This is a genomic window from Rubrobacter sp. M3-4, assembly GCF_059772285.1.
On record NZ_JCBAJP010000001.1, the window covers coordinates 439,811 to 463,142 of the forward strand.

The following is a 23,332-nucleotide window of genomic DNA, read 5'->3' on the forward strand; positions in this document are numbered from 1 at the left end:
TCAGGCCGCCTGCGACTCGGCGAGCTCGCGCTGGCGGGAGATGAGGCGTTCCAGCCACGCCAGAGACGGCTCGGAACCGCCCTGCATGGTGCGCTCGGCGTTGACGTACCAGTTGAGCGCCTCGCGGTGGTTGCCTAGCCGCCGGTTGAGTTCGCCCACCAGGTAGGCGGTGAGGGCCAGCTCCCTCCCGTAGAGGTCCTCATCCTCCAGCGCGCGCAGGAAGTGGCGGATCGCCCGCAGCTGGAAGGTGCTCTCGAAGGGCTGCTCCCTCTCCTTGCGGCACACCCACGAGGCCCTCAGGCACAGATCACCGAGCTCCCGGTGGGTGGCTCCGAGCTCCCTGCCGCAGATCTCCGCGGCGTGGAAGGCGAGCCAGGGGGGAGGACTGCTGCGGAAGACCTTGAGGAGCCCATCCTCCCTCAGGAGCTCCTCGAGCTCGTAGCGTTCGTCGAAGGAGAGGTCGAGCTCGCTGAAGTCCGAGGGGGAGGCGAACGAGCATGCCGGGCACATCGTCACCGCGCTCTGCAGGAGGAGCGAGCCGTCCGAGACGCGCCCGGGGAACTTGGGGCACAGGTCGGTCTCGCGGCCCACGGTGACGTAGGTCCCGGGGTGAAGGGTGGGAAAGATGTGCTCACATACCGGACATCTGGCGTAGACGCGTCTGATCCTGCCCAACACTCACCCTCGTCGAGAGCTTTTCGCCTTGCGCGGTGCGGTCTTCTCTGCGGGAACCAAGATAAACCAAGTGTACCACAGACCGGGCGGGCTCCTGTACAATTGATCTCCCGGCGAGAGGAGGTGGACCCGATGGAGCAGCCGAGGAAGAGCGACGCGGAGGTGGCGCTCGAGCTTATGCGTCTGGTCCTGGAACAGGCGGGCAACCGCAGGCTCTCCCCGACGCGCACGCTCGCGCTCTACCACCTCTGCCGGGAGGCCGTCTCTTACACCCCCGACGGCTCCGTCTCCGCGGAGTACCTCGAAGAGGGCCTGAAGCGGCTCCTGCAGTAGAAACCCTTACTCCTCGCGGGTCGGGGACGGAGTAACCCGTCGGTCCCGGGTATATCCTTGGGGCGTATGCCCGAAGATTTTGGGAGAGAGGTGGTTGCACCCCGGCGGGTGGCCGTGGTGGGTGCCGGCCACGTCGGGCTGGTGACCGCGGCGTGCCTGGCGTACCTCGGCTGCGAGGTGACCGCCGTCGACTCTGACCTGAGGAAGGTGGAGGCGCTCAGACGGGGGAACCTCTACCTCCACGAGCCTCACCTGCGCGATATCCTGGACGCCTGCCGGGAGCGGGTGCGCTTCACCACCGACCTCGAGCCGGTGGTCCTCGCCTCGGAGGTGCTCTTCGTCGCTGTGGGGACCCCGGGCCGGGCCGACGGCTCGGTGGATCTCTCGGGGGTGGAGGGGGTGGCGCGGGGTGTGGGCCGGGTTCTCGGGGGCGCCGGCAGGGAGCGCCCGCTCGTGGTGGTGAACAAGAGCACCGTGCCGGTGGGAGGCGGGGACTACGTCTCGCGCCTGCTGCGCGAGGGCGGCGCCGGGGAGGGAAGCTTCCGGGTCGTCTCCAACCCGGAGTTTCTGCGCGAGGGGAGCGCCGTCTTGGACACGCTCTTCCCGGACAGGGTCGTGCTCGGCGGGGAATCGGAGGAGGCGCTCGAGATCATGCGCGAGCTCTACCGTCCGATCGTCGAGCAGAGCTTCCCGTCCCCGATCGAACCCAGGCCGAAGCGGGAGGTCCCGCTCATCGTCACCGACCTCGCGAGCGCCGAGACGATAAAGTACGCCGCCAACGCCTTCCTCGCCACCAAGATCAGCTTCATCAACGAGATCTCTCGTTTCTGCGAGCTGGTGGGCGCGGACGTCGGGGAGGTGGCCCGGGGGATCGGGCTCGATCACAGGATAGGTGGGGCGTTCCTCGAGGCCGGGATCGGCTGGGGAGGTTCGTGTTTCCCGAAGGACGTGGCGGCGCTCAGGGCGATGGCCGGGGACCAGGGTCTTGGGATGCCGCTCCTCGCGGCCGCGGAGGAGGTGAACCTGGCGCAGCGGCGGGAGGCCGTGTGCCGGGTGCGCTCGGCGCTCGGTGGGTCGCTGGAGGGGGAGCGGGTCGCCCTGCTCGGGCTCTCCTTCAAGCCGGGGACGGAGGATCTGAGGGGCTCCCCGGCGCTCGAGATCGCCGCGCTGCTCATCATGGAGGGGGCGCGTGTGGCGGGATACGACCCGGTCTCGGCGAAGGAGGCCGCCCGCCGCGTGCCCGGCCTCGAACCCTGCCACGACCCCTATTCGGCGCTCGAGGACGCCCGGGCCGCCGTCGTCGCGACGGCGTGGGAGGAGGTTCGCGCCCTGGACCTCGTGCGCGCCGCCGCCATCATGCGCGAGCCCCGCCTTCTCGTGGACGGGAGGAACGCCCTCGACCCTGAGGAGGTGCGGGCGGCCGGGCTTCTCTACTCGGGTTTCGGCCGTGGCTAGGAGGCGCGTCGCGCTCGTCACCGGCGGGGCGGGCTTCGTCGGGAGCCACCTCTCCGAGAGGCTCCTCGCCGAAGGTTGCGAGGTCGTCTGCGTCGACAGCTTCATCACCGGCTCCCCGCAGAACGTCTCACACCTCGGGGGGAGGTTCTTCCTGCTCGAGCGCGACGTGCGGCGCCCGATCCGTATCCCCGGCAGGGTGGACGAGGTCTACCACCTGGCCTCCCCGGCGAGCCCGAAGTCCTTCGGGCCCCTCGCGATCGAGATCCTGGAGAGTGGCTCGGCCGGGACGAGGAACGTTCTCGAGCTGGCGCGGAGCAAGAATGCCCGCTTCCTCCTGGCCTCGACCTCCGAGGTCTACGGCGATCCCCTGGTCCACCCCCAGCCCGAGGACTACCGGGGCAACGTGAGCACCACGGGGGTGCGCGGCGCCTACGACGAGGCCAAGCGCTACGCCGAGGCGCTCACATCGGCCTACCGCCGGCGCCACCGACTTCAGACCCGCATAGCCCGCATCTTCAACACCTACGGGCCCCGGATGCGCCCCGACGACGGCCGGCTCGTCCCGAACCTCGTCCGGCAGGCCCTCGCGGGGGAGCCCCTGACCGTCTACGGGGACGGCACCCAGACCAGGAGCCTGCAGTACGTGGACGACCTCGTCGAAGGTCTCCTGCTCCTCATGCGCTCCGACGAGGCGCAGCCGGTGAACCTGGGTAACCCCGAAGAGCGGAGCGTGCTGGAGATAGCAGAGCTCGTCTCCCGCCTCGCCGGGGGCGAGGGCCGCATCGTCCACCTGCCGCCGCCGGAGGACGACCCGAGGCGGCGCTCCCCGGACATAAGCCGGGCTCGCGCCTCTCTCGGGTGGGAGCCCGTGGTGGACCTGGAAGAGGGCCTCGCGCGCACCATCCGCTGGTTCGCGGCCGGGGCGGGCGCTCGGAAACGAGCCGCGAGATGAACTACCTGTAGCGCCGGATCATGACGGCGTCGGCTATCACCCAGCCGCGTCCGCTCGTCCAGCGGGAGATCTTGATCGCCCTCTTATTGCCCTTGGGCATACGGAAAGTGCCGAGCTTCACCCACCTTCCCCCGTGGCGCCGCTGGTTGACGACGACCTTCTCAAAGCCCGAGGTCGTCCTTATTAGAATCGGGGTGCGCGAGTTGTAGCTGCTCGAGGCCGGCCAGCGGGCGTAGACGACGTAATCCGCCGTGACGGGGACCTTCATGTAGAAGTTCGCCGGGTCCGAGACGGCCTTCGGGCGGGCGGCGCGGTAGTTTCTGCCGTACTTCGCCTTGTTCCAGGTGTTGTAGTACCAGTTTTTAGAGGCCTGGAAGCGGCCCGAGGCGTTGTCCACCACCTGCTGGTAGACGAGCTTTCTCTTCGCCCCGGCGTAGTGTCGAACGTAGCGCATGTACTTCTTCCAGTTCCAGTAGGGTCCCGGGTCCCGGTGGTCTGCCCCGGGAACCTGGTTGTGCCCGATTATGTGCTTGCGGTCGATCGGGATGTGGTACTTGCGGCACAGGTGGGCGACCAGCCTCGCCGAGGAGCGGTACATCGCATCCGTGAACCACTTGGGGTCGTTGATGTACCCCTCGTGCTCGATGCCGATGGAGTGCTGGTTGTAGTTCCAGTTGGCCGCGTGCCAGGCGATGTTCTTCTCCCTCACCGACTGGGCGACGTAGCCATCCTTCGAGCGGATGACGTAGTGGGCCGAGACCTGGGCGTTCGGATCTTTGAACCAGTTTATCGCCGAGGCCCACGAGCCCTGCGTGACGTGGATTATTATCCTGTTTATCCTCAGGTCATGAGGCCGGTTCGCGGGGGTGAAGTTGTTCCCGTTGGTCCCGTACCAGCGGGCCCGGGCGTAGTCCGCCCGCACCGCCGAGGGAGCGTAGGAGGCCTGGGGTGCCCGTGCCCCCGGCGTCCGGGGGACGACGACCCTCTCGCCCGAGGAAGTCCTCGTGCTCGCTCCCTGTCTGAGCGTCTGGTAGACCTGCTCGGCGTACGCCTCGCCGCCCCCGTAGCGCGCCACGGCTCCGCGCCAGCCGTTTATGTTCTGCGGTCCCGGCTTGCCGGCATAGTGAGCGAGGACCGCCGCGGCCCCCATCACGTTCGCCGCCCGGTTCTGCTCGAGGCGCTTTTGGGAGATCCCGGTGATCCTCGATGCCAGCCGCAGGGTGTGCTGGTAGGGGTTGTCGGCGAGCTGCATCACCCCGAAGGTTCCCCTCGCCTCCGGGTCGCCCTTCCGGTACGGGCTCGGCGGCGGGGTCTCCCATCGGGTGTTGACGTAACCCATCGCCAGAAGCAGCCTCTCCGGCACGCCGTAGCGGTGCGAGGCCGCGCTCACCTCACCGGAGATCGTCCGGGCCGCGGCGCCCTGCTGCCGGGCCCCGACCGGGTGGCTGCCGGCGGCGAGGCATACGACCGCCGCACAGAGAGCAAGAAGGATGGATGTCTTCGATCGCATATTCCCCCTCCGAAACATTGCGAAGTACTGGAAGAATTATCGGACAAAAGCGAACGAAACTTAAGCCCCGAGAGCCGTCTTCCGGTGTGAAATCCACACCGGGAGGATAGAATGCCTCCCTGATGCGTGGCCGCGATGCCCGGGGGGGGGCGTGATCCCCGGTGAGAGGAGAGGTCTCGGTGGTGGTGCTCACCCGCAACGCCGGACCGGGCTTCGGGCTGCTCCTCGAGAGGATGGCCGCGCAGAGGGGAGATTTCGTCGTCGAGGTCGTCGTGGTCGACTCGGGCTCCGACGACGGCACGGTCGAGACGGCCCGGAGGTTCGGGGCGCTGGTGCACGAGATCCCGCCGGGGAGCTTCGACCACGGGGCCGCGCGCAACCTCGGGGTCTCGCTCTCGCGCGGCGAGTACGTGGCGTTCGTCGTGCAGGACGCGCTCCCGGCGGACGGCGGCTGGCTCTCCGCGATGGTCGAGGATCTCGAAGGAGACCCTTCGGTCGCCGGGGTCTACGGCAGGCAGCTACCGCGTCCGGAGGCCACCCCGCTCACCCGGGTACTGGCGCGAGGCTCCCTCGCTTCGTCGGAGAGGCGCAGGGTGCAGCGGGCCCCGCGGGGACTCGGGGCGCTGACTCCGGCCGAGCGACGGCTCGCCGCCGCCTTCGACGACGTGAGCTCCTGCATCCGGCGGTCGGTCTGGGAGGAGATCCCGTTCGAGGAAGGCGGCTTCGGGGAGGATCTCCGGTGGGGGCGGCGCGTCGTCGAGGCGGGATACGCCCTCGTCTACGAGCCGCGCTCCGTCGTCTACCACTCGCACGAGCGGGGATTTCGCTACGACCTGAGGCGACGCTACACCGAGGCGCGTCTTTTGCGGGAGCTCTTCGGGGTCGAGGTCTCCCCCCCGGCGGCCCTCCTCTCGGGGGCGGCGGATCTGGCCCACCTCCTGCGCGGGCTCTGGTGCGAGGCGGGGCCCCTCGGGGCGCTGCGGCACGCGCCCCGGGCCGCCTCGTACGCCGCGGCGAACGGCCTCGGGACTCTGCTCGCCGCGTCGGACGGCCCGCGTCTGGAGCGTCTGATCGGGGGCGGTCTGTGAGGATACTCTTCTGCGCCCATCAGTTCTTCCCGGAGAGCTCGGCCGGTGTCGAGGTGGTGACGCTGAACCTGGCGCGCGAGCTGCGCTCCCGGGGGCACGAGGTCTTCGTCCTGGCGGCACGGCGCAGCGCCCCGCACGGCGACATCGAGCCCGGGGAGGTGCGCGATTACGTCTACGAGGGGGTGCCCGTCCGCAGGGTGGGCCGGCCCCGGGAAGGGCTCTCCCGCCCCTACCGGCTCAACTACGAGAACCCGCATATGACGGAGGTGGCGCGCGCCTGCGCCCGGGAGTTCGGACCGGACGTGGTGCACGCGATGCACCTGCAGGGACTCTCGGCCTCCGTCGTCCCGGCCTTCAAGGGGCTGGGGATACCGGTCGTCTTTACCGCGGCGGACTTCTGGAGCATCTGCCCGGTGGTCGACCTCTACCGCCACGACGGGGTCCTCTGCCGGGGACCCGAGCTCCACCACTGCCTGAGGTGCCTGGCCTCGCGCAGCCCGGACGGCGGGCTCTCGCGTGCGGTGGGGCTGATGCCGGACGCGGCCCTGCGGGCCGTGGGGCTGGCCTCGCGCACCCCGCTCGCCAGGAGGATCTTTCCTCTGGGGCAGGTGCGCGACCTGCGGGAGCGGGCCGGGTACGTCCGGCGGCAGCTCGCTCTCGTCGACCACATCCTCGCCTACACCCGGCTCACGCGCGAGCTGCTCGAGGCCAACGGCCTCGGGCGGGGCAGGATCTCGGTCTCGGTCTACGGGATAGACACCGGCGGGATAGAGAAGGTCCCGCCGCGCGAGGTGCCCCCGCTCCGGGTCGGGTTCGTCGGGACGCTCGCGCCGCACAAGGGCCCCGATCTCCTGATCGAGGCGTTCCTCCGGGCGCCGGATCTGCCGGCCGGGCTGAGGCTCCACGGCTCCCCCGGCCCCGACGCGGGGTACGTGCGGAAGCTGCGCGAGCTCGCGGCCCCGGACGGCAGGATCGAGCTCGCCGGTCCCTTCGTGCGCCGGGAGATCGGGAAGGTCCTCGCGGGGATGGACGTGCTCGCGGTTCCCTCCCGCTGGTACGAGAACGCCCCCGGCGTCGTCTTCGAGGCGTTCGCCGCCGGGATTCCGGTCCTCGCCGCGGACCTCGGCGGGATGTCCGAGTTCGTGCGTCCGGGAGAGAACGGCCTCCTCTTCGCGGCGGACGACGCCGAAGACCTCGGCCGGCAGCTGCGCCGGCTCGCCTCCGAGCCCGGGCTGCTCGCGAGGTTGCGGGAGGGGATAGGACCGGTCAAGACCACCAGCGAGTACGCCGCCGAGCTCGAGGCGCTCTACGATTCACTCGCCGGAGGCTAGAGGAGGAGAGACGGGATGAAGGTGCTTCTTACCGGTGCAGCGGGACAGCTCGGGCGGGAGCTCGCCCGCGTCCTGCCCGAGGAGGGGAGGGAGGTCGTGCCGTTCTCGCACGAGGAGCTCGACGTGGCGGACTATCCGGCGGTCGAGGCGGCGCTGAAGGAGCACGCCCCGGAGCTCGTGATCAACGCCGCTGCCTACACCAACGTCGACGGCTGCGAGACGGAGCGGGAGCTTGCCTACCGGGTGAACGCGCTCGGGCCGCGCAACCTGGCCCAGCTCTGCGAGCGGCGGGGGATCGAGCTCTTGCACGTGAGCACCAACTACGTCTTCGACGGAACCTCGGAGAGCCCCTACGAACCCTTCGACCCGCCCAACCCCTTGAGCGTCTACGGGAGGACCAAGCTCGCCGGGGAGGAGTACGTGATGCGTCTGTGCCGCCGCTGGTACGTGGTCCGCTCCGCCGGGGTCTACGGCGAGGGACACAACTTCGTGCGTACGATGCTGCGGGCCGCGGGGGAGGGAAGATCGCTCAAGGTGAAGGACGACGAGTACATCTCCCCGACCTACGCCCGCGACCTCGCCGGGGCGATAGCGGAGATCGTCTCGCGCGGCCTCTACGGGCTCTACCACGCGACCAACTCCGGGTCTTGCTCGTGGTACGACTTCGCCCGCGAGATCTTCACCCTCGCCGGGATCGAGGCCGACCTCTCCCCGATCAAGAGCTCCGAGTACCCCCTCCCCGCCGCCCGGCCCGCCAACGGCGTCCTGTCCTCGCCGGACGGGCCGGCGATGCGCCACTGGCGCGAGGCGCTCTCCGATTACCTCTCGAGGGAGCTCTAGCGGGAGCTCCGGCAGGGTGGCGTGGTGGCTTCCGGCAGGTCCGGCATCCGTTCGCCCCGCGGGCGCTCCCGGAAGACCACGTAGCGCAGCACTAGAAAGCTCAGGGTCGTCGCGACCACGCTCGAGGTGACCTTCGCCGCGTCGCCGACGACGAGGGAGGGCAGGTTGGTGTCCGCGAAGAGCAGCGAGGAGACGCCCCAGATCACGCCGCCCGCCACCAGGATGTTCAGGGCGGCCTGACTGGAGAAGAGCAGGAGCTCTCTCGGGGAGCGGTCGCTGCGGCCCCGGAAGGTCCAGCGGCTGTTCCAGACGTAGCTGTTCGCGTTGGCCAGGATGAGCGCGACGACGTTGTAGGAGGCGAGCAGGACCGGGTGGCGGGTGGGAAAGAGGAGCATGAGCAGGTTCAGCGCTCCGTAGTCCACGACGCCGTTGGAGAGCCCGACGAGCGAGAACCGGGCGTAGCTGGCGAAGAACTCCCTTCTCATCCGTGCCACGCCGGGATTTTCCCTCTCTTTCTTGAGAGGTTCGTGAGAGAAATGCCTTTCAGGGGACCTCCAGCTCCTTCGAGCCGTCCGCGGAGAGCACGAGCGTGCCGAGCAGGGTGAGGAAGACGCCGAGGCCGAGCACCGCCTGCAGGAGCGGGCTCGACGGCCACCGCTCGTCGAAGAGGAAGGGGGCCGCGGCTATCGGGATCACGGTGTGCAGCGCGAGCACGACCGGGGTGACGACCGAGGCGTGGACGTGGCGCAGCGATTTCATCTGCGCCTCGAAGGCCAGCACCCCACTCGCGAGCATCCCGGCTCCGAGCAGGGCGAGCGGGAGGGCGAGCCCTCGCGGATGGTCCGGGCTCGCGGAGAAGAGGGGGGCTCCGGAGGAGAAGAGGTCCACCGCCCCCTTGGTGAAGATGCCGCTCGTCGCGAAGGCCACCCCGGCGAAGACGGCGCCGAAGAGGCGGGAGGCCTGGGGCCGGCCGAGCGCCCGGAGCACGTAGTAGCAGAGGGCGACCGGCACCACCAGCGCGACCATCACCCCCCATTCCCAGGCGGCGGGTGCCGCCCCGCCGTAGCGGGGCGGTGAGATGCCGACCGCGACCACCCCGACCCCAACGAGCGCGGCTCCGGTGAGCTTCGTCCGCCCGAGTGGTTCTCCGAGCATCCTGCCGCTCAGGGCCAGGAGCATCCCGAGCCCGGCGGAGCTCAACACCCGGACCAGCGTGAGCGGGATGAGCGCGAGCGCGGCGGCTTCGAGCACCCATCCGGAGGCGTCGAGCAGCACCCCTCCCACGCCGCTGGTGTCCCTGCCCGCCTCCAGCACGAGCGGCTTGCCCCGCGAGCGGCGGCGGGCCGCCACCGCGAGCAGCACCGCCGAGCCGTTGTACGCGAAGGTGGAGGCGAGCGCGAGCGCGATGCCCAGAAGGAGGCTGGTATGCACTAGCTCGACCTCCCCACCGGCCCCGCCCCGATGCCTCTCTCGGAGAGTTGTTCCAGGAGTTCCGGCAGCGCGGCCAGCGTGTTGCGCCAGGAGCCTGGTGCGGAGTAGCGGTCGGCGTCGTGCAGCAGCACGATCTCTCCTGCTTCCGGAGATCCGAGGTTGCGCAGCACGCTCGACGGTGTGGCTCCCTCTTCCCAGTCCTTCCCCCAGCGCGACCAGAGCACCCGGCGGTAGCCCCTCCTGCCGCACCACGACCACGAGGCGGCGTTGAAGACCCCGTAGGGTGGACGGTAGAGTGCGACCCGCCGGCCGAGGACCTCTTCGATGATCCCGGCCCCCCTTCGCAGGTCCTCGAGCGTCGCCTTCGGGCCCAGGCGCAGGTGGTTGCGGTGCCGGTGGCAGTGCAGTCCGATCTCGTGCCCGCAGGAAGCGATCTCCTCGAGGATGCCCGGGTTGGCCTCGACCTGCTCTCCGACGACGAAGAACGTGGCCCGCACCCCGCGCTCCTGCAGGACTTCCAGGAAGCGTTCCGTGGAGTGAGCCGGACCGTCGTCGAAGGTCAGCGCCACGCGGTTCCCCTCCACCCGGGTCAGGGGTCGGAAGAGGACCCCGGCCGGCGGAAGCCGGAAGGCTGCCGGGGCGGCGTAGGCCGCGGCGAGCGCCAGCCCGGCCCCTACAGCTTTCCGAGCGGCACGCACTCGAGACCTTTCGTCTTCGCCTGCGCCATCGCGTCCCGCAGCGCCTCCCTCGCCGCCCGGGGGCTCATCCCCGAGGCGTCTATCACGACGAGACCGTTGCCCACCATGCCCGGCTTCTCCGGGGCCACGGGCCGCATCCCCCGCGGGGCGGTGGCGAGCGAGGCCAGGTTCGTCCTGGGGACGGGGAGGAGATAGCGCACCCGGATGCCCCGCTCGCGGCGGAGCTTCTCCGCCGTGCGCTTCAGCGCCGCCCGGCTGCGCCAGGGTGATGTGATCCCTTCCCCCCTCCTGGCGATGAGCCCGAAGTTCACCCCGCGCGCCGGGACGAGACCCTCCCCGGCCTTCCCTCGCACGAAGATGGTGAGCGGGAGACCGTGCCGCCGGGCGAAGCTCTCTGCGGCGCTCGCCGTGGCCGGGTTCGAGGTCTCTATCCCCAGGGCCATCTCGCCGGGGGGCGGGTCGTACCCCGGTATCTTCAGGTGCAGCGTCTCGACGGCGAGCGCCGCGCCGGGGGAGGCGAAGACGAGCCAGACGAGCATCCCGAGCGCGAAGAGGGGGGCGAGAACCGGGCGCAGGGGCGTGGAGCCCGCGGTGGGGAGTGGGCGCTCCCGGGGGATTTCGCGGAGGACGTCTTCGGGATCCGTGTTTCGGGAGGGTTCCGGTGCCCGGAGCTCACGGTAGGCGCCGCTCTCGAGGATCGAGACGAGCTCTTCGGCCGTGCGGGGCCAGAGGGCGGCTCCGGCCCGCTCCATCGCGAGCGCGTTGAACTCGCCGTGGCCGGGCACCGGGTCGAACATCACTATCGGGAGCCCGGCTTCCCTTGCCTCCAGGCAGGTCATCCCTCCGGCGTTCTGCACCAGGACGTCCGAGGCGGCCATGAGCAGGGGCATGTCCTCGCGCCAGCCGAAGACCGTGACGTCCCGCCGGCCGGAGAATGCCCGCCCGAGCCGCTCTTTGAGGGCGGTGTTCTTGCCGGTCACCACCACGGTGTGGACCCCGCTCCCGACCACACACCGGGCGGCGGTCTCCAGGTCCCCTATCCCCCACGCTCCACCGACGATCAGCGCCAGCCTGCCCTCCGGGGGGAGTTTCAGCGTCTTCCGGGCCTCCCTCCGGTCGAGGTTCTGGTGAAGATCCGGTCTCACCGGGAAACGCACCACCTCCGCCCGACCCCCGGCTTGCCGGACGAGCTCGGCCGAGTGCTTCGAGACGACCAGGTGCAGGTCCACGTCCGGGTGCACCCAGAGCGGGTGTACGCCGTAGTCCGCGATGGCCGCGATCACCGGTGGAGCCAGGTTCCGGCGGCGCAGCTTCCCGAGAGCCTGGGTGACGAGGGGATACGTCGAGATCACCATCTCGGGCCGGTGGACGAGGAGGAGGCGCCGCAGCCGGCCGGCGTACAGCAGCCCGCACAGCGTCCGGACCACCGAGACGCAGGCCCGCTGCGAGGTGAGGCCGAAGATGAACGCCAGCATCCGGCCGCTGCCTCTCGCCTGGTTCATGTACCCGCGCCGCAGCAGGACCTCAAGCGCGGGACTCATCGCCCGCAGACCATCCTCCACCGTCACCACGAGCCCGGACTCCTCCAGCCTCCCGCCCAGCGCGCGGGCCGCCGCATCGTGCCCCCCGCCGACCGAGGCGCTGAGCACGAGCACCCTTCCGGGGAGAGGCACGAAGTCCTCTGCGGTGGCCGCCCTCCGGAGCCTCGCCGCGGTGAGAAGCCAGGCGAAGAGGGCCGCGAGCGGGATGACGTACCAGATCATCCCTTTCCTCCCGCCGCCGACTGTCGCTCATCGTACATCAAAACATGAAGAATATAGCGGTTTTGTTTGAGATTCTTTTAAGAGCTTTCTCAGCCGCTTCTCATAGAGACGGGCGAGAATTTAATATTGCTTTAACGGAACCCGGCTGTAAGGAGAGAGGCTTGGACTACAGGATAGAGCGTCTGATCAACGCTCCGGCCGGAAGCCATCCCCTGGTCGACGCGATCATGGTGCACGCCGCCGGATGGGCCGTGGCGATCTTCGTGGGGCTGATCGCGGTGTGGTTTTTGATCGGGTGGGTGGCGGGACTCGAGCGTGAGCGCCGCGGCGCGATAACCGCGCTCATCGGGGCCGGGGCTGCGCTGCTCGTGAACGTGATCATAAGCCACATATGGTACCGGCCGCGTCCGTTCGTCAGCCATCCGGACACCGTTCACCTTCTCACCCCCCACCCGGCGGACGCTTCTTTCCCCAGCGACCACGCCTCGGCGGCTTTCGCGATCTCGTTCGTGCTCCTCGCCTTCCATCGCCGCCTGGGCATCCTCGCGCTCCTCTACGCCGCCCTGATGAGCTACGCCCGGGTCTACGTGGGCGAGCACTACCCGGGGGACATCGCCGGCGGGTTCGTGGTGGGAACGGTCGTCGCCGCGGTGCTTATCCTCTGGCTCGAGCCCGCCATGCGGGCGCTGAGCCGCCTCGCCGACCGGGTGATACTCGCCCTGCACCTCCCGCTGCCTGGGGCCAAGAGGGACTCCGGAGGGCGGCGCATCTCGCTGCGCTAGGAATCCCCTCCGGGACGCCTTCTCCCGTCCTGCCCCGCTTCGCTTCCGGCTGCGGCTATAATGCCGGAGGACCGCTCCCCGGTGGGGATTCGAGAGAGAGGACGGAAGACGGGGGATGTACTAGTTGATCCGGGAGCTCTTCGAGTCGCTGAGAGAATCCCTCGACGATCTGCTGCCGGGTCGTTCCCGACGCCTGCTCGAAGAGAAGGAAGAGACGCTCGAAGCCATCCTCGAGAACATGAGCGAGGGCGTTCTCGCCACCGACCTCAAATGCCGGGTGATGTTCGCCAACCCGGCCGCCCGCGGCATCCTGGGGGTGGAGGGCGACGAGTTGCTCCAGCGGCCCGTGCCGAGCCCGTTCGAGGACTTCGACCTGAGGAGGGCCGTCGAGCGCTGTGCCCGCGTTCTCCAGTGTGAGGGAGGATACGCGCACGCCGGAGAGACGGCGGTGCAGGTCGGGCTCAAACACCTGCCCAAGTTCGACGACCACCGGGGCGGGGTGCTCGTTCTGCTGCGCGACCTCTCCGAGGAGCAGCGGCTCGAGGCGAACCAGCAGCGTTTCATAGCCAACGCCGCCCACGAGCTCAAGACGCCCATCACGGCCATCCTCGGCGCGACCGAACTCCTCCTCACCGGCGAGCAGGACCCCGGGCGCCAACGACGTCTGCTCGAGGACGTACGGACGGAGGCCGTGCGGATGCAGCGCCTCTCCGACACGCTGCTGCGCCTCGCCCGCGTCGGAGCCGAGAGAAGGGAGCCCCACGTTCGCCGGACCGACCCTGCCGGGGTTGCCGGGGAGGCGGTGGAGAGGATGGAGCCCATCGCTCAAGGCGCTTCGGTCGAGCTCCGCCTCGAGGTCCGTGACCGGAGGCCGGTCCTCGCGGACCCGGAGCACCTGGAGCAGGCGCTTCTCGTCCTGCTGAGCAACGCCGTAAAGCACTCCCCGGAGGGACGGCGGGTCCTGGTGTGGATCGACGGCGGGCGGATAGCCGTCGAGGACGAAGGGGAGGGGATAAGCCCCGAGGAGCTGCCGCGCATATTCGAGCGGTTTTACAAAGGTCCCGGCTCCGGTGGCTTCGGGCTCGGGCTCTCCATCTGCAGGGACCTGGTGGAGGGGATGGGGGGGACCGTGCGCGTCAGCTCCCGCGAAGGCGAGGGGTCCACCTTCGAGATAGAGCTCAAGGAGATGGATGAGGATGCCCAGGGTACTGGTCGTTGAAGACGACGCGGCGGTCAGGAGGGTCGTCGAGTACGCGCTCGGCGACGAGGGTATCGAGGTCGAGACGGCCTCCAGCGGCAGGGAGGCCACCGAGCTTCTGGAGGGCGAGGGGCCTTTCGACCTCGTGATCCTCGACTGGATGCTCCCGGACACCGATGGGATCGCGCTGTGCCGCAGGATACGCGCGAGCGGCTCCGGGATGGAGAACGTGCCGATCATCATGCTCAGCGTCCGGGATGACGAGACGAGCATCGTGGTTGGGCTCGAGGTCGGGGCGGACGACTACGTCACCAAGCCCTTCAGCCCGCGCGAGCTCGCGAGCCGGGTCCGGGCGCACCTGAGACGCCGGCGCTCCAGGGCTGCTCCCCAGAGCGAGACGCTGAAGTTCGACGGCCTCGAGATAGACCTCTCGCGCCGCAGGGTCTTCCGTGAGGGGGAGCCGGTCCGGCTGACCAACCGCGAGTTCGAGATACTCGCCTTCCTCGCCTCCCGCCCCGGTGAGGTGTGCGACCGGGAGCGCATCCTCAGGCACATCTGGGGAGGGTGCTTCTACGGAGAGCCGCGGGTGGTGGACGTGCACATCCAGCACATCCGGCACAAGATAGAACCCGACCCCGAGAACCCCCGCTACATACAGACGGTCTTCGGGGCCGGATACAGGTTCACCGAAGAGTGAAAGGAGAGGCCCCGCTCGAAGCGGGGCCTCTCCGACGGTGGGCCTGCCGGTACTACTGGCCTCGCTTCACGCCGGGCTCGCCGAACCCTGCGCTGAACTCGGCCTTCTCCCTCTCGCGTCGGCTCAGCCCCATCGGGAACATCGGCTTGCCCATCCCGGCGGCCATCAGCGCGCTCCCAGAGTACCAGGCGGCTATGGCCGAGAGGATCAGCAGATACCCGGCGATCACCACCCAGAAGTGGGTCGCGGTGAGGAGCCCCACGGCGAGCGCGCCGGCGCCGAGCCACAGCGTGTGCAGGACGAACGCGAGGGCGATGTTGTCGGTGCCGATGATTATGGCGCCCATGAAGGTCACCGCGGTCAGCCCGATGAACCAGTACCCGAGACCCAGGTCGAAGGCTCTGCCGGTACTGACCATGCCCCTCGCCACCATGTACCAGAGGATGCCGTAGCCGATCCAGAACGCACCCCACGTCGAGTGGATCCCGGCCGCCACCGCATCCCGCGCCTTGAAGGACCACATCCCGGCGGCGAACTGCGCTATCCCGCCGAAGGCGAACGCGAGCGGGAACAGGAACACCGGCTCGGAGGAGCTGCCGTACCACCCGGCCAGGTTCGCCGCGACCATGAAGGTCGAGACGGCGAAGCCGAAGAGCCCGACTATCGAAGGGGCGGCTATCGGCTGCAAAAACGTGCGGGCCGGGGAACGCCCGTTGGACGCGGCTTCTCCCCCTGCCCCTCTCCTTTCTGTCCTCACACTCTGATCACTCATCCTGACACCTCCTTGTGAGAGCTTCGGTTCTCGCCGGCCGGCTTCTCTTCTAAGCATAGCTCCATGCCTGTGAACCTCCAGTAAAGCTTTCGTAAAGAGGTGTTAAGCGGGCAAAGTCGGCGTTTTTGGCGGATCATGCATGGTTTTGTTAAGCGGTCCGGGGGAGAGTTTGAGAGTTCTTTACGGCTTTCTAACCGCTCTTTACTGAATCCTTGAAGACCGCGGGAATAAAACGTGGTGAGAAGAGGAACCCTCTTCGGGGACGAAATCCGAAGCGTCGAGAAGGGGAGTGATGAGTCTGATCGAGAACGTGGCGGAGCAGGAGATCGGTGCTCCCGGTCTACTCGAGGGCTACATGGAGCGGATCAGCCGCCTTCCGCTTCTGACCCACGAGGAGGAGGTCGCGCTCTCCCGGCGGGCGAGAGGCGGGGATACAGAGGCGCGCGCGGAGCTGATAGAGCGCAACCTCAGGCTTGTGGTCTCGGTGGCCAAGAGGTATCGGGGGATGGGGCTGCCGTTCGAGGATCTCATCCAGGAGGGCAACATCGGGCTGATGAAGGCGGTCGAGAGGTTCGACCCCGAGCGGGGCTACCGCTTCTCGACGTACGCCACCTGGTGGATCCGCCAGGCGGTCGGGCGGGCGATCTCGGACAAAGGCCGGGTCGTCAGGATCCCGGTGCAGATGGGGGAGAAGATCCGCAAGGCGATCCGGGCCCGCGAGGAACTCTCCTTCGAGCTCGGGCGCGACCCGCGGGAGGCGGAGATCGCCGAGAGGCTCGGGTGGAGCGTGGAGGAGGTCGTCTTCGCCCTGAGCGCCACCCCCGAGGTGACGAGCTTCGACCGGCCGATCTCGGAGGATGATCCGGGGGCCGTGGCCGGGGATTTCGTCGAGGACGGGGAGAGCTCAGACGTCGCCGGCATCGCCATGAGCAGGGTGGAGAGCGTCTGGCTCAGGGGGGCGCTGCGCCGGATGCCGGAGAACCTGCACTATGTTTTGGTCAGGAGGTACGGTATCGACGGCCGGGAGCCGGCGACGCTCACCGAGCTGGCCCGCGAGCTCGGCTGCTCCCGCGAGCGGGTGCGCCAGCTGCAGACCCAGGCGGAGCGGTCGTTGAGGGTGGCGAGCCGGCGGATGGCCCGGCGGCCTCTGGCCCCTGCATCCTGAAGGAGGTGGGCCTTGCAAGAGAAGTCCGGTGGTCTTTGGCGTTTTATGGCGCGAGGCTTGTTTGGGGTCGTGGTCTTCATCATGGACCTTGCCGTCTCCCTCGGTCGCAGGAGGACCCTGCGTCGCCTGCGCCGGGCTTCGGTGGGACGGATAGCCTCCGCCTCGCCGTACGAGGAGGCCCGGCCGGGCGTGGCCGAGACGAGCCGCAACGTGGCGGAGCGAGCCGCGGAGATGGTGAGGACCCTCCGCGGCTCGCCCTCGGAGATCGAGCTCGAGATGTGCGCCCTCGGCTACCAGCGCTGCACGGAGGACGTGCTGAGGCTCGCTCGGATGGTGGAGGAGCAGAGAGCCCGCTGCGGGGTCCTGCGCCGCCTGCTGCTCGAGCTGTATATGATCCGTGCCTCAGCCGCCCTCTGCCGGGTGCGTGAAGCCTTCCCGGAGAGCGCCGAGCGCATCAACCACTAGCGCGAGGGCTACTCTATGCGGGCGATCACCTCTCCCTGACGGACCACTTCTCCCTCGGAGACCACGAGCCGGATGGTGCCCGCCCCTTCTGCGTGGACGTCCTCGGAGGACTTCTCCACCTGGACCTCGCACAGAAGCTGACCCTCCCCGACCTCCTCGCCGTCGCCGACGAACCAGGTGGCGAGCACCCCCTCGGCGTCGGGCTCGCTCTCGTTGAGTAGAGGGAAGCGGACCTCGATCAAGCGCCCACCAGCCCGCGCGCTGCCTCCTCTATCCGCTCGGGGGTGGGCAGGACCGCCCGTTCGAGCGGCCTCGCGTACGGGATGGGCACATCCGGTACCGCCACCCGCGAGAGCGGGGCCTTGAGCAGCGTGGGGTCCTCCTCGGCGATCGTCGCGGCGATCTCGCCGGAGAGACCGAAGGATCGGTAGTCCTCGTCGACGACGAGCACCCTGCCGGTCTTGCCGACCGACTCCAGGATCGCCTCCCGGTCGAGCGGGACCAGGCTCCTCAGGTCGAGGACCTCCAGCTCTATGCCCTCTCCCGAGAGCCGCTCGGCCACGTCGAGCGCGTGGTGGACCGAGAGCGAGAGGGTCACGACGGTGGCGTCTGTGCCCTCGCGGGCCACGCTCGCCTTGCCTATCGGGACCTCGTACTCCTCTTCGGGTACCGGGCCGACCGAGCGGGCGTTCTTGGCCATCCAGGCCAGGCCCATGATGCCCTTGTGGGTCATGTAGACGACGGGGTTGTCGTCCCGGATCGCGGAGATCATGAGCCCCTTGGCGTCGCGCGGGTTGGAGGGGACGACGATCTTCATCCCCGGCAGGTGGGCGAAGGTGGCCCACAGGCATTGCGAGTGCTGGGCCCCGTCGGAGTAGCCACCGCCGACCGAGGTCATCAGGACCATCGGCACCTTGACGTTGCCGCCGGACTCGTAGTGGATCTTGGCCATGTGGTTGTAGATCTGGTCCATGCACACGCCGAAGAAGTCGACGAACATCAGCTCGACGATGGGGCGCATCCCTTCGATGGCGGCCCCGACCCCGGCGCCGATGAACCCGGTCTCGCTGATCGGGGTGTCCATCACCCGCTCGGGACCGAACTCATCGAGGAGCCCGGTGGTGGTGCCGAAGATGCCACCGTAGGCGCCGACGTCTTCGCCCATGACGAAGACCTCTTCGTTGCGGCGCATCTCCTGCGCGATGCCCTCGACCATCGCCCGCGCGGTGGTTAACCGCCTCTCGCGGGTCCTCTCTGCGGTCGTCATCTTCCTTCCTCCTTTCCCTCAGGCGAAGACGTGTTCCAGCGCCTCATCGGGCGCGGGCTCGGGGCTCTCTTTGGCGAACCGGATCGCCGCCTCGACCTCCTCTTCGGCCTCGGCCCGGATCCTCTGGGCCTCTTCCTCGTCGAGCAAGCCCTCTTCGATGAGCGTCCTCCGGTAGGTCGGGATCGGGTCGCGCCCCGGCACGTCTTCGAGCTCACTCTCGCGGTAGCCCTGCGCGTCGCCCTCGAAGTGGCCCCAGAGCCGCAGGGTGTGCACCTCGATCAGCGACGGTCCCTCGCCCCGGCGTGCCCTCTGTACGGCGCGTCCGCACGCCTCGTAGACGCCTTCCACCGAGTTGTCCTCGACACGCTCGCCGGGGATGCCGTAGGCCTGGCCCCGGTCGGTGGCCGAGAAGTTGCTCGTCGAGGCCGAGCGGGGCACCGAGATACCCCAGTCGTTGTCCTCGACGACGAAGATCACCGGGAGCTTCCACAGCGCGGCGAGGTTCAGCGACTCGTGGAAGCCGCCCTGGTTTACGGCCCCCTCCCCGACGACGGCGGCCGCTACCTGATCTGTACCGCGTTTCTTGAACGCGAGCGCCTGCCCGCAGGCGGTCGGCATGCCCTCCGCGATTATCCCCGAGCACCCGAAGTGGACTTCCGGGGCGAAGAGGTGCATGTGACCGCCCTTGCCGTGGCACAGGCCGCTCTCGCGCCCGAAGATCTCAGCGGTCATCCGCTTCATGTCCACCCCGTGGGCGAGCGCGATGTGGTGCGGGCGGTGGGGACCCGTGAGGGCGTCGTCGGACCTCAGGTGGGCGCACAACCCGGCGGCCACCGGCTCCTGGCCCGCCGCGAGGTGCATCTCGCCCGGTACCGGGCCGGCCCCGATGTCGAAGACGGGCTGCTTGCCCACGTAGTACTCCCGTCTTATCGCCTCTTCGAAGGCCCGGATGCGGACCATCGTCCTGTATAGCGAGAGGCGTGTGCTCGTATCCATCACTCCTCCTTTCCTGTAGTACACGAATTGTCGCACAAACAGCCAGATCCGGGAAGGGAGCGGTGGGTAGCTCGAGGCCTTCGCCGCGAACGTCCGGCAGGAGGACGTGGCGCGGATGATCCCCTGCGGGCCGGACTCACGGGGGATCGTCGAGGGCGTGAGGGAGATCGCCGGGGTCGGCTTCAGACGGGTGACGCTCATCCAGATGGGCGAGCGCCAGAAAGAGTTCTGCTCCTTCTACGAGCGCGAGCTGGCGGGGGCGCTGAAGGGGCTCTAGGGGCCGGTGTCTGCGGGCTCTACGCCTCCGCGGCGGCGAGACCGGGAGGCGTAGGACTCGACCGCCCGCTCCAGGTCCGCGGCGGTGAGCTCCGGCCACGGGCGGCCGGCGGCGTAGAATTCGGCGTAGGCCATCTCCCAGAGCAGGAGGTCCGAGAAGCGCGGGCGGTCTCCGGCGTAGACGATCAGGTCCAGATCGCAGGCGGCGGGAGCGGCGAGACGTCCGGAGATGGCGGCCTCGTCGATCTTCTCGGGTGGGACGCCCTCCGCGGCGAGGGACTTCACCGCCGCGACGATCTCCGCCCGGCCGCCGTAGTATCCCGGGGTTATGCACACCTCCAGGCCGCGGGCGCGGGCCGTCAGGCTCTCCGCCCGCGCGGCTTCGCGCCGCAGCTCCTCCGGGAGCTCCTCCGGGAGGCCGCAGAACCGCAGGCGTACCCCGAGCCGGAGCGCCTCCTCCGCACCGACTTCGGAGATGACGCCGCCCTCGCCGCCGGGCGGCGGACAGATCATGAGCGTCCTCATCCCGAGTTCTCCGGCGGCTTCCAGCAGGGGGACGAGGGGTGGGGCCTCCCGCGGGCCGCTGCGTTCGGCCACCAGCGCCACGTGGGCCGGCGAGGCCTTGGGTCTCCTGCGCTTGCTTCGTGTGGGCTTTCTCCGGATCAGCTTCAAGAAGGGCTCACTCCTTTTCGCGCTCTTCCGCCAAGCCCTTTGATACCAGCATGATCGTGCGGCTACCTTAAGTTTTCTTGAGAATCGGGTAACAGATCGGTAACCTCCGGTGGAGACTCCGGCTTTGCTAGAATCGGCTCCTGGCTACGAGTAAGGAGGGAGCTCTCTGCCACCGGCCAGGTTCTTCTACAGAAACCCCGGCGCTCCGCGCCCCAACCGCCCGATAATGGTCGGGGTGATGGCGCTCATCGAGCGCGAGGGGCGTCTGCTCCTGGAGCGGCGCAGCGACTGCGGACGGTGGGGGATGGTGGGCGGGGCCGTGGAGGTCGACGAGCCGCTCGGGGAGGCGCTCCGGCGCGAGGTGCGCGAGGAGACCGGGCTCTCGGTGAGCTCTTCGGAGCTCTTCTGCGTCTTCTCCGATCCGTCGAAGATCGTCGCCTACCCCGACGGGAACGTCGTGCGGGTGATCTCGTTCGCCTACCGGGTCTCGGTGGAGGACTTCTCGGATCTCCGGCGCAGCCCGGAGTCGCTCGATCTCGCGTTCTTCAGTCGGGAGGAGATCGAGGAGCTCGACGTCATAGAGACCGGAAGACCGGTGCTCGCGGCGTACTTCTCCGGGGCTCGGGGGCCGGTGGTGCTCGAGTAGAGCCCCGGTGGTAAACTCCGCCACCGTGTCGGATGGCTCAGAGTGAGAAGGGGGCTTCCTTGAACTGGCTCATCACCGGGGGTTGCGGTTTCATAGGCTCCGCGCTCGTGAGGGCGCTCGTCTCGGAGGGGGGACACTCGATCAGGGTCCTCGACGACCTCTCGGTGGGAAGCCGGGAGGATCTCGCCGGGGTGTGCGGGTTCTCGGAGACCCCGGCAGAAGAGGTCGGGGAGATGGCGGGGGAGGGGGTGGAGCTCGTCGTCGGGGACATCCTCGACGATGAGCTCGCGCTGCGAGCGGCGCGGGGCGCTGAGGTGGTGGTGCATCTGGCGGCGAACACCGGCGTCGCCCCTTCGGTCGAGAACCCGCGCAAGGACTGCCTCGCCAACGTCGTGGGGACGCTCAACTACCTGGAAGCCGCCCGTCACGCGGGGGCGGGGAGGTTCGTCTTCGCCTCGAGCGGGGCCGCGGTCGGGGAGGTCGAGCCCCCGATACACGAGAACCTCGCCCCGCACCCGGCGAGCCCCTACGGGGCGAGCAAGCTCGCCGGGGAGGGCTACTGCTCGGCCTACTTCCTCGCCTACGGGCTCGAGACCGTCGCGCTGCGCTTCGGCAACGTCTACGGCCCGGGCTCGGGGCACAAGGTCCTGAACGCGGTCCCGCGCTTCATCAGCCGGGCGATGCGGGGCGAGCCGCTCGAGATCTACGGCGACGGCACCCAGACCCGGGACTTCATCTACATAGAAGATCTCGTGCGCGCGGTGCGGCTCGCGGCCGAGAGGCCGGGCGTGGGTGGTGAGATCTTCCAGATCGCGACCAGCTCGGAGACGACTGTGCTGGAGCTCGTCGAGAAGCTCATCCCGGTGCTCTCCGACTTCGGGATAGAGGACGTGGAGATCCAACACGCCGCGCCCAGACCGGGCGACGTGAAGCGCAACTACTCGGACACCTCTAAGGCCCGCCGGATGCTCGGATGGCAGGCCGAGGTGAGCCTGGAGGAGGGCCTGAGGCGCACGGCGGAGTGGTTCATTCGCGGGAGCCGCTGAGCAGGTAGAAGGCGACCTGGAAGAGCGAGACGGCGACCATCCCGGCGAGCAGCGCGAGAGCGACCCGGCTCATCACCCCGGCGCCCGAGAGCGCGAGGGACGCGCCCGCGACGGGCAGCCCGAGCACCCAGGCGAGCGCGGCGAGCCTGGTCAACCCGCGGGCGAAGAGCGCCTGGTTCAACATGTCGCAGATCAGGTAGAAGGCGGCCAGGGCGGCCAGCATGACCAGCAGCCCTCTGCTGGCGTGGAAGTCCGAACCGGCGAAGAGCCGCACCGCCCACTGCCCGAGCGGCCAGGTCCCGGCGACCATGAGCAGCCCGACGAGCGCCACGAGGCCGAGCGCCCTCCCGACGAAGCGCTCGAAGGCGGCGCGGCCCTCGGAGGCGAGGATACGGCTCGCGTGCGGCAGCAGGCTCTCGACGGCCGGGCTCAGCACGTACTGCGGGATGCGGGTCAGGATCAGGGCCGCGGCGAAGACGCTGACCTGCGGGAGGGTGCCGCCGAGCAGGCTCACCAGGATCACGCCGCCGTTGGCGAAGGCCTGCGCGACGGCCATGCAGACGAGCACGGGCGCTGCGAAGCGCGCCGCCCGCCCGGCGGAGAAGGGCTCGCCCTCCCTCTGCGGCGGGTCGGCCAGGGTGGGTCTCACGGCGAGCACCCCGATGATCGGGGCGAGTACGATCGCGACCGCCGCCCCGAAGACGCCCATCCCCGCGGCGAGCAGCACCACGGCTATGACGAGCCTGCCGGTCTGCTCGGAGACGAGCTGGGCCCCGAGACGGGAGAACTGGCGGTGGCCGTTGAAGATGCCGCGCCGGAAATACTCCGGCGCGTAGGCGACCACGGCCGCTATGAAGGCCCAGCTCAGCCAGGCGTGCCCCTGGAAGACGCGTTCGGTGAGGATCGGACTAGCGGCGGCCGCCAGGATGACGAAGGCGGCGGCGAGCCCCGCCTGCCAGCGGCGCACCGAGGCGACCACGGGACGCCAGTCCTCGCCCCGGGCGGCCCGCTCGGAGACGTAGCGCCCGAGGGTCTGGGTGCCGGCGATCCAGAGCACCTGCACCGTGAGGAAGGTCGCGGACCAGAGCAGCGCGAGCGGCCCGTAGCCGCTCTTGCCCAGGGTGTGGGCCGCGAAGCTCTGAAAGGCGTAGGTCAGGACGCCGGAGATGCCCAGGGAGACGATCATGTAGGCGCTGCCCGCGCCCACACCCTGCTGACGGGTCTTGAGCACGCTCCGTAGGGAGGAGAACATCACGCAGATGAGGGTAGCACGC

Annotated in this window: 26 protein-coding genes; 14 read left to right on the top strand and 12 right to left on the bottom strand. The window is 69.2% G+C overall.

What is annotated here, in order from left to right; translation table 11 throughout:
* Positions 1–675: a DUF2225 domain-containing protein gene (locus AC6EKW_RS02135; RefSeq protein ID WP_273887129.1), complete on the bottom strand. Its 675-nt coding sequence runs from the start codon at positions 673–675 to the stop codon at positions 1–3.
* Positions 676–807: 132 nt separating this feature from the next.
* On the opposite strand from AC6EKW_RS02135, the gene AC6EKW_RS02140 reads away from it, so the two are divergent.
* The 3 genes from AC6EKW_RS02140 to AC6EKW_RS02150 all read left to right on the top strand — a co-directional run bounded on the left by AC6EKW_RS02140 (position 808) and on the right by AC6EKW_RS02150 (position 3,415).
* Positions 808–1,008 carry a hypothetical protein gene (locus AC6EKW_RS02140; protein WP_273846964.1) on the top strand — a complete coding sequence of 67 codons (201 nt, stop codon included), beginning with the start codon at positions 808–810 and terminating at the stop codon, positions 1,006–1,008.
* Positions 1,009–1,098: 90 nt separating this feature from the next.
* Positions 1,099–2,463, top strand: a complete 1,365-nt coding sequence (locus tag AC6EKW_RS02145; protein WP_273887128.1) for a UDP-glucose dehydrogenase family protein — start codon at positions 1,099–1,101, stop codon at positions 2,461–2,463.
* Complete coding sequence (locus tag AC6EKW_RS02150) at positions 2,456–3,415, top strand: UDP-glucuronic acid decarboxylase family protein (protein WP_273887127.1); 960 nt, start codon at positions 2,456–2,458, stop codon at positions 3,413–3,415. The genes AC6EKW_RS02145 and AC6EKW_RS02150 overlap by 8 nt, the downstream gene beginning before the upstream one ends.
* A gap of 1 nt (position 3,416) precedes the next feature.
* Here the strand turns inward: AC6EKW_RS02150 and AC6EKW_RS02155 are convergent, their stop codons facing one another.
* Positions 3,417–4,925, bottom strand: coding sequence for an N-acetylmuramoyl-L-alanine amidase (locus tag AC6EKW_RS02155; RefSeq protein ID WP_273887126.1), 1,509 nt, complete (start codon positions 4,923–4,925; stop codon positions 3,417–3,419).
* Positions 4,926–5,086: 161 nt separating this feature from the next.
* Here AC6EKW_RS02155 and AC6EKW_RS02160 point away from each other — a divergent pair, with 161 nt between their 5' ends.
* From AC6EKW_RS02160 to rfbD, 3 genes are read left to right on the top strand one after another with little or no spacing between them, the layout of a single operon-like run.
* Positions 5,087–6,013, top strand: a complete 927-nt coding sequence (locus tag AC6EKW_RS02160) for a glycosyltransferase family 2 protein (protein ID WP_273887125.1) — start codon at positions 5,087–5,089, stop codon at positions 6,011–6,013.
* Complete coding sequence (locus tag AC6EKW_RS02165) at positions 6,010–7,344, top strand: glycosyltransferase family 4 protein (protein WP_273887124.1); 1,335 nt, start codon at positions 6,010–6,012, stop codon at positions 7,342–7,344. Before AC6EKW_RS02160 ends, AC6EKW_RS02165 begins: the two co-directional genes overlap by 4 nt.
* A 15-nt stretch (positions 7,345–7,359) precedes the next feature.
* On the top strand, positions 7,360–8,184 hold the full coding sequence (rfbD, locus tag AC6EKW_RS02170; protein WP_273887123.1) for a dTDP-4-dehydrorhamnose reductase: 825 nt from the start codon (positions 7,360–7,362) through the stop codon (positions 8,182–8,184).
* Here rfbD and AC6EKW_RS02175 read toward each other — a convergent pair.
* The 4 genes from AC6EKW_RS02175 to AC6EKW_RS02190 are packed head-to-tail and all read right to left on the bottom strand — an operon-like array spanning position 8,181 to position 12,076.
* The gene (locus tag AC6EKW_RS02175; protein WP_273887340.1) at positions 8,181–8,669 is read right to left on the bottom strand and encodes a GtrA family protein; all 489 of its coding nucleotides are present in this window, start codon (positions 8,667–8,669) and stop codon (positions 8,181–8,183) included. The genes rfbD and AC6EKW_RS02175 overlap by 4 nt on opposite strands.
* A gap of 58 nt (positions 8,670–8,727) precedes the next feature.
* Complete coding sequence (locus tag AC6EKW_RS02180; protein ID WP_273887122.1) at positions 8,728–9,615, bottom strand: hypothetical protein; 888 nt, start codon at positions 9,613–9,615, stop codon at positions 8,728–8,730.
* Positions 9,615–10,313 (bottom strand): polysaccharide deacetylase family protein, encoded by a 699-nt coding sequence (locus tag AC6EKW_RS02185; protein ID WP_273887121.1) that lies wholly within the window; start codon positions 10,311–10,313, stop codon positions 9,615–9,617. The genes AC6EKW_RS02180 and AC6EKW_RS02185 overlap by 1 nt, the downstream gene beginning before the upstream one ends.
* Positions 10,289–12,076 carry an MGDG synthase family glycosyltransferase gene (locus AC6EKW_RS02190; RefSeq protein ID WP_273887120.1) on the bottom strand — a complete coding sequence of 596 codons (1,788 nt, stop codon included), beginning with the start codon at positions 12,074–12,076 and terminating at the stop codon, positions 10,289–10,291. Before AC6EKW_RS02190 ends, AC6EKW_RS02185 begins: the two co-directional genes overlap by 25 nt.
* 161 nt (positions 12,077–12,237) lie before the next feature.
* Between AC6EKW_RS02190 and AC6EKW_RS02195 the strand changes: the two genes are divergently transcribed.
* The 3 genes from AC6EKW_RS02195 to AC6EKW_RS02205 all read left to right on the top strand — a co-directional run bounded on the left by AC6EKW_RS02195 (position 12,238) and on the right by AC6EKW_RS02205 (position 14,753).
* Positions 12,238–12,858, top strand: a complete 621-nt coding sequence (locus tag AC6EKW_RS02195; RefSeq protein ID WP_273887119.1) for an undecaprenyl-diphosphatase — start codon at positions 12,238–12,240, stop codon at positions 12,856–12,858.
* A gap of 124 nt (positions 12,859–12,982) precedes the next feature.
* Entirely contained in the window at positions 12,983–14,077 is a 1,095-nt protein-coding gene (locus AC6EKW_RS02200; RefSeq protein ID WP_273887118.1) for a sensor histidine kinase, read from the top strand.
* Entirely contained in the window at positions 14,055–14,753 is a 699-nt protein-coding gene (locus AC6EKW_RS02205) for a response regulator transcription factor (protein WP_498513557.1), read from the top strand. The genes AC6EKW_RS02200 and AC6EKW_RS02205 overlap by 23 nt, the downstream gene beginning before the upstream one ends.
* A 52-nt stretch (positions 14,754–14,805) precedes the next feature.
* Here the strand turns inward: AC6EKW_RS02205 and AC6EKW_RS02210 are convergent, their stop codons facing one another.
* Positions 14,806–15,525, bottom strand: coding sequence for an acetate uptake transporter family protein (locus AC6EKW_RS02210; protein ID WP_273887116.1), 720 nt, complete (start codon positions 15,523–15,525; stop codon positions 14,806–14,808).
* 292 nt (positions 15,526–15,817) lie between these two features.
* On the opposite strand from AC6EKW_RS02210, the gene AC6EKW_RS02215 reads away from it, so the two are divergent.
* Both AC6EKW_RS02215 and AC6EKW_RS02220 read left to right on the top strand, forming a co-directional pair.
* Complete coding sequence (locus tag AC6EKW_RS02215) at positions 15,818–16,690, top strand: sigma-70 family RNA polymerase sigma factor (protein WP_498513558.1); 873 nt, start codon at positions 15,818–15,820, stop codon at positions 16,688–16,690.
* Positions 16,691–16,747: 57 nt separating this feature from the next.
* Positions 16,748–17,155, top strand: coding sequence for a hypothetical protein (locus AC6EKW_RS02220; RefSeq protein ID WP_498513559.1), 408 nt, complete (start codon positions 16,748–16,750; stop codon positions 17,153–17,155).
* 8 nt (positions 17,156–17,163) lie between these two features.
* Here AC6EKW_RS02220 and AC6EKW_RS02225 read toward each other — a convergent pair whose 3' ends face one another.
* The 3 genes from AC6EKW_RS02225 to AC6EKW_RS02235 are packed head-to-tail and all read right to left on the bottom strand — an operon-like array spanning position 17,164 to position 19,418.
* Entirely contained in the window at positions 17,164–17,397 is a 234-nt protein-coding gene (locus tag AC6EKW_RS02225) for a lipoyl domain-containing protein (protein WP_498513560.1), read from the bottom strand.
* Positions 17,394–18,422, bottom strand: a complete 1,029-nt coding sequence (locus tag AC6EKW_RS02230) for an alpha-ketoacid dehydrogenase subunit beta (protein ID WP_273887112.1) — start codon at positions 18,420–18,422, stop codon at positions 17,394–17,396. Before AC6EKW_RS02230 ends, AC6EKW_RS02225 begins: the two co-directional genes overlap by 4 nt.
* Before the next feature lie 18 nt (positions 18,423–18,440).
* Positions 18,441–19,418: a thiamine pyrophosphate-dependent dehydrogenase E1 component subunit alpha gene (locus tag AC6EKW_RS02235; RefSeq protein WP_498513561.1), complete on the bottom strand. Its 978-nt coding sequence runs from the start codon at positions 19,416–19,418 to the stop codon at positions 18,441–18,443.
* A 106-nt stretch (positions 19,419–19,524) separates the two neighbouring features.
* Here AC6EKW_RS02235 and AC6EKW_RS02240 point away from each other — a divergent pair, with 106 nt between their 5' ends.
* The gene (locus AC6EKW_RS02240) at positions 19,525–19,695 is read left to right on the top strand and encodes a hypothetical protein (RefSeq protein ID WP_498513562.1); all 171 of its coding nucleotides are present in this window, start codon (positions 19,525–19,527) and stop codon (positions 19,693–19,695) included.
* Here AC6EKW_RS02240 and AC6EKW_RS02245 read toward each other — a convergent pair.
* Positions 19,692–20,366, bottom strand: coding sequence for an undecaprenyl diphosphate synthase family protein (locus tag AC6EKW_RS02245; RefSeq protein ID WP_498513563.1), 675 nt, complete (start codon positions 20,364–20,366; stop codon positions 19,692–19,694). The genes AC6EKW_RS02240 and AC6EKW_RS02245 overlap by 4 nt on opposite strands.
* A gap of 238 nt (positions 20,367–20,604) precedes the next feature.
* Between AC6EKW_RS02245 and AC6EKW_RS02250 the strand changes: the two genes are divergently transcribed.
* Positions 20,605–21,012 carry an NUDIX domain-containing protein gene (locus AC6EKW_RS02250; RefSeq protein WP_498513564.1) on the top strand — a complete coding sequence of 136 codons (408 nt, stop codon included), beginning with the start codon at positions 20,605–20,607 and terminating at the stop codon, positions 21,010–21,012.
* Positions 21,013–21,071: 59 nt separating this feature from the next.
* Positions 21,072–22,058 carry an NAD-dependent epimerase/dehydratase family protein gene (locus AC6EKW_RS02255; protein WP_498513565.1) on the top strand — a complete coding sequence of 329 codons (987 nt, stop codon included), beginning with the start codon at positions 21,072–21,074 and terminating at the stop codon, positions 22,056–22,058.
* On the opposite strand, the gene AC6EKW_RS02260 is transcribed toward AC6EKW_RS02255, so the two are convergent.
* Positions 22,039–23,289 (bottom strand): lipopolysaccharide biosynthesis protein, encoded by a 1,251-nt coding sequence (locus AC6EKW_RS02260; protein ID WP_498513566.1) that lies wholly within the window; start codon positions 23,287–23,289, stop codon positions 22,039–22,041. The genes AC6EKW_RS02255 and AC6EKW_RS02260 overlap by 20 nt on opposite strands.
* Positions 23,290–23,332: the final 43 nt, after the last annotated feature.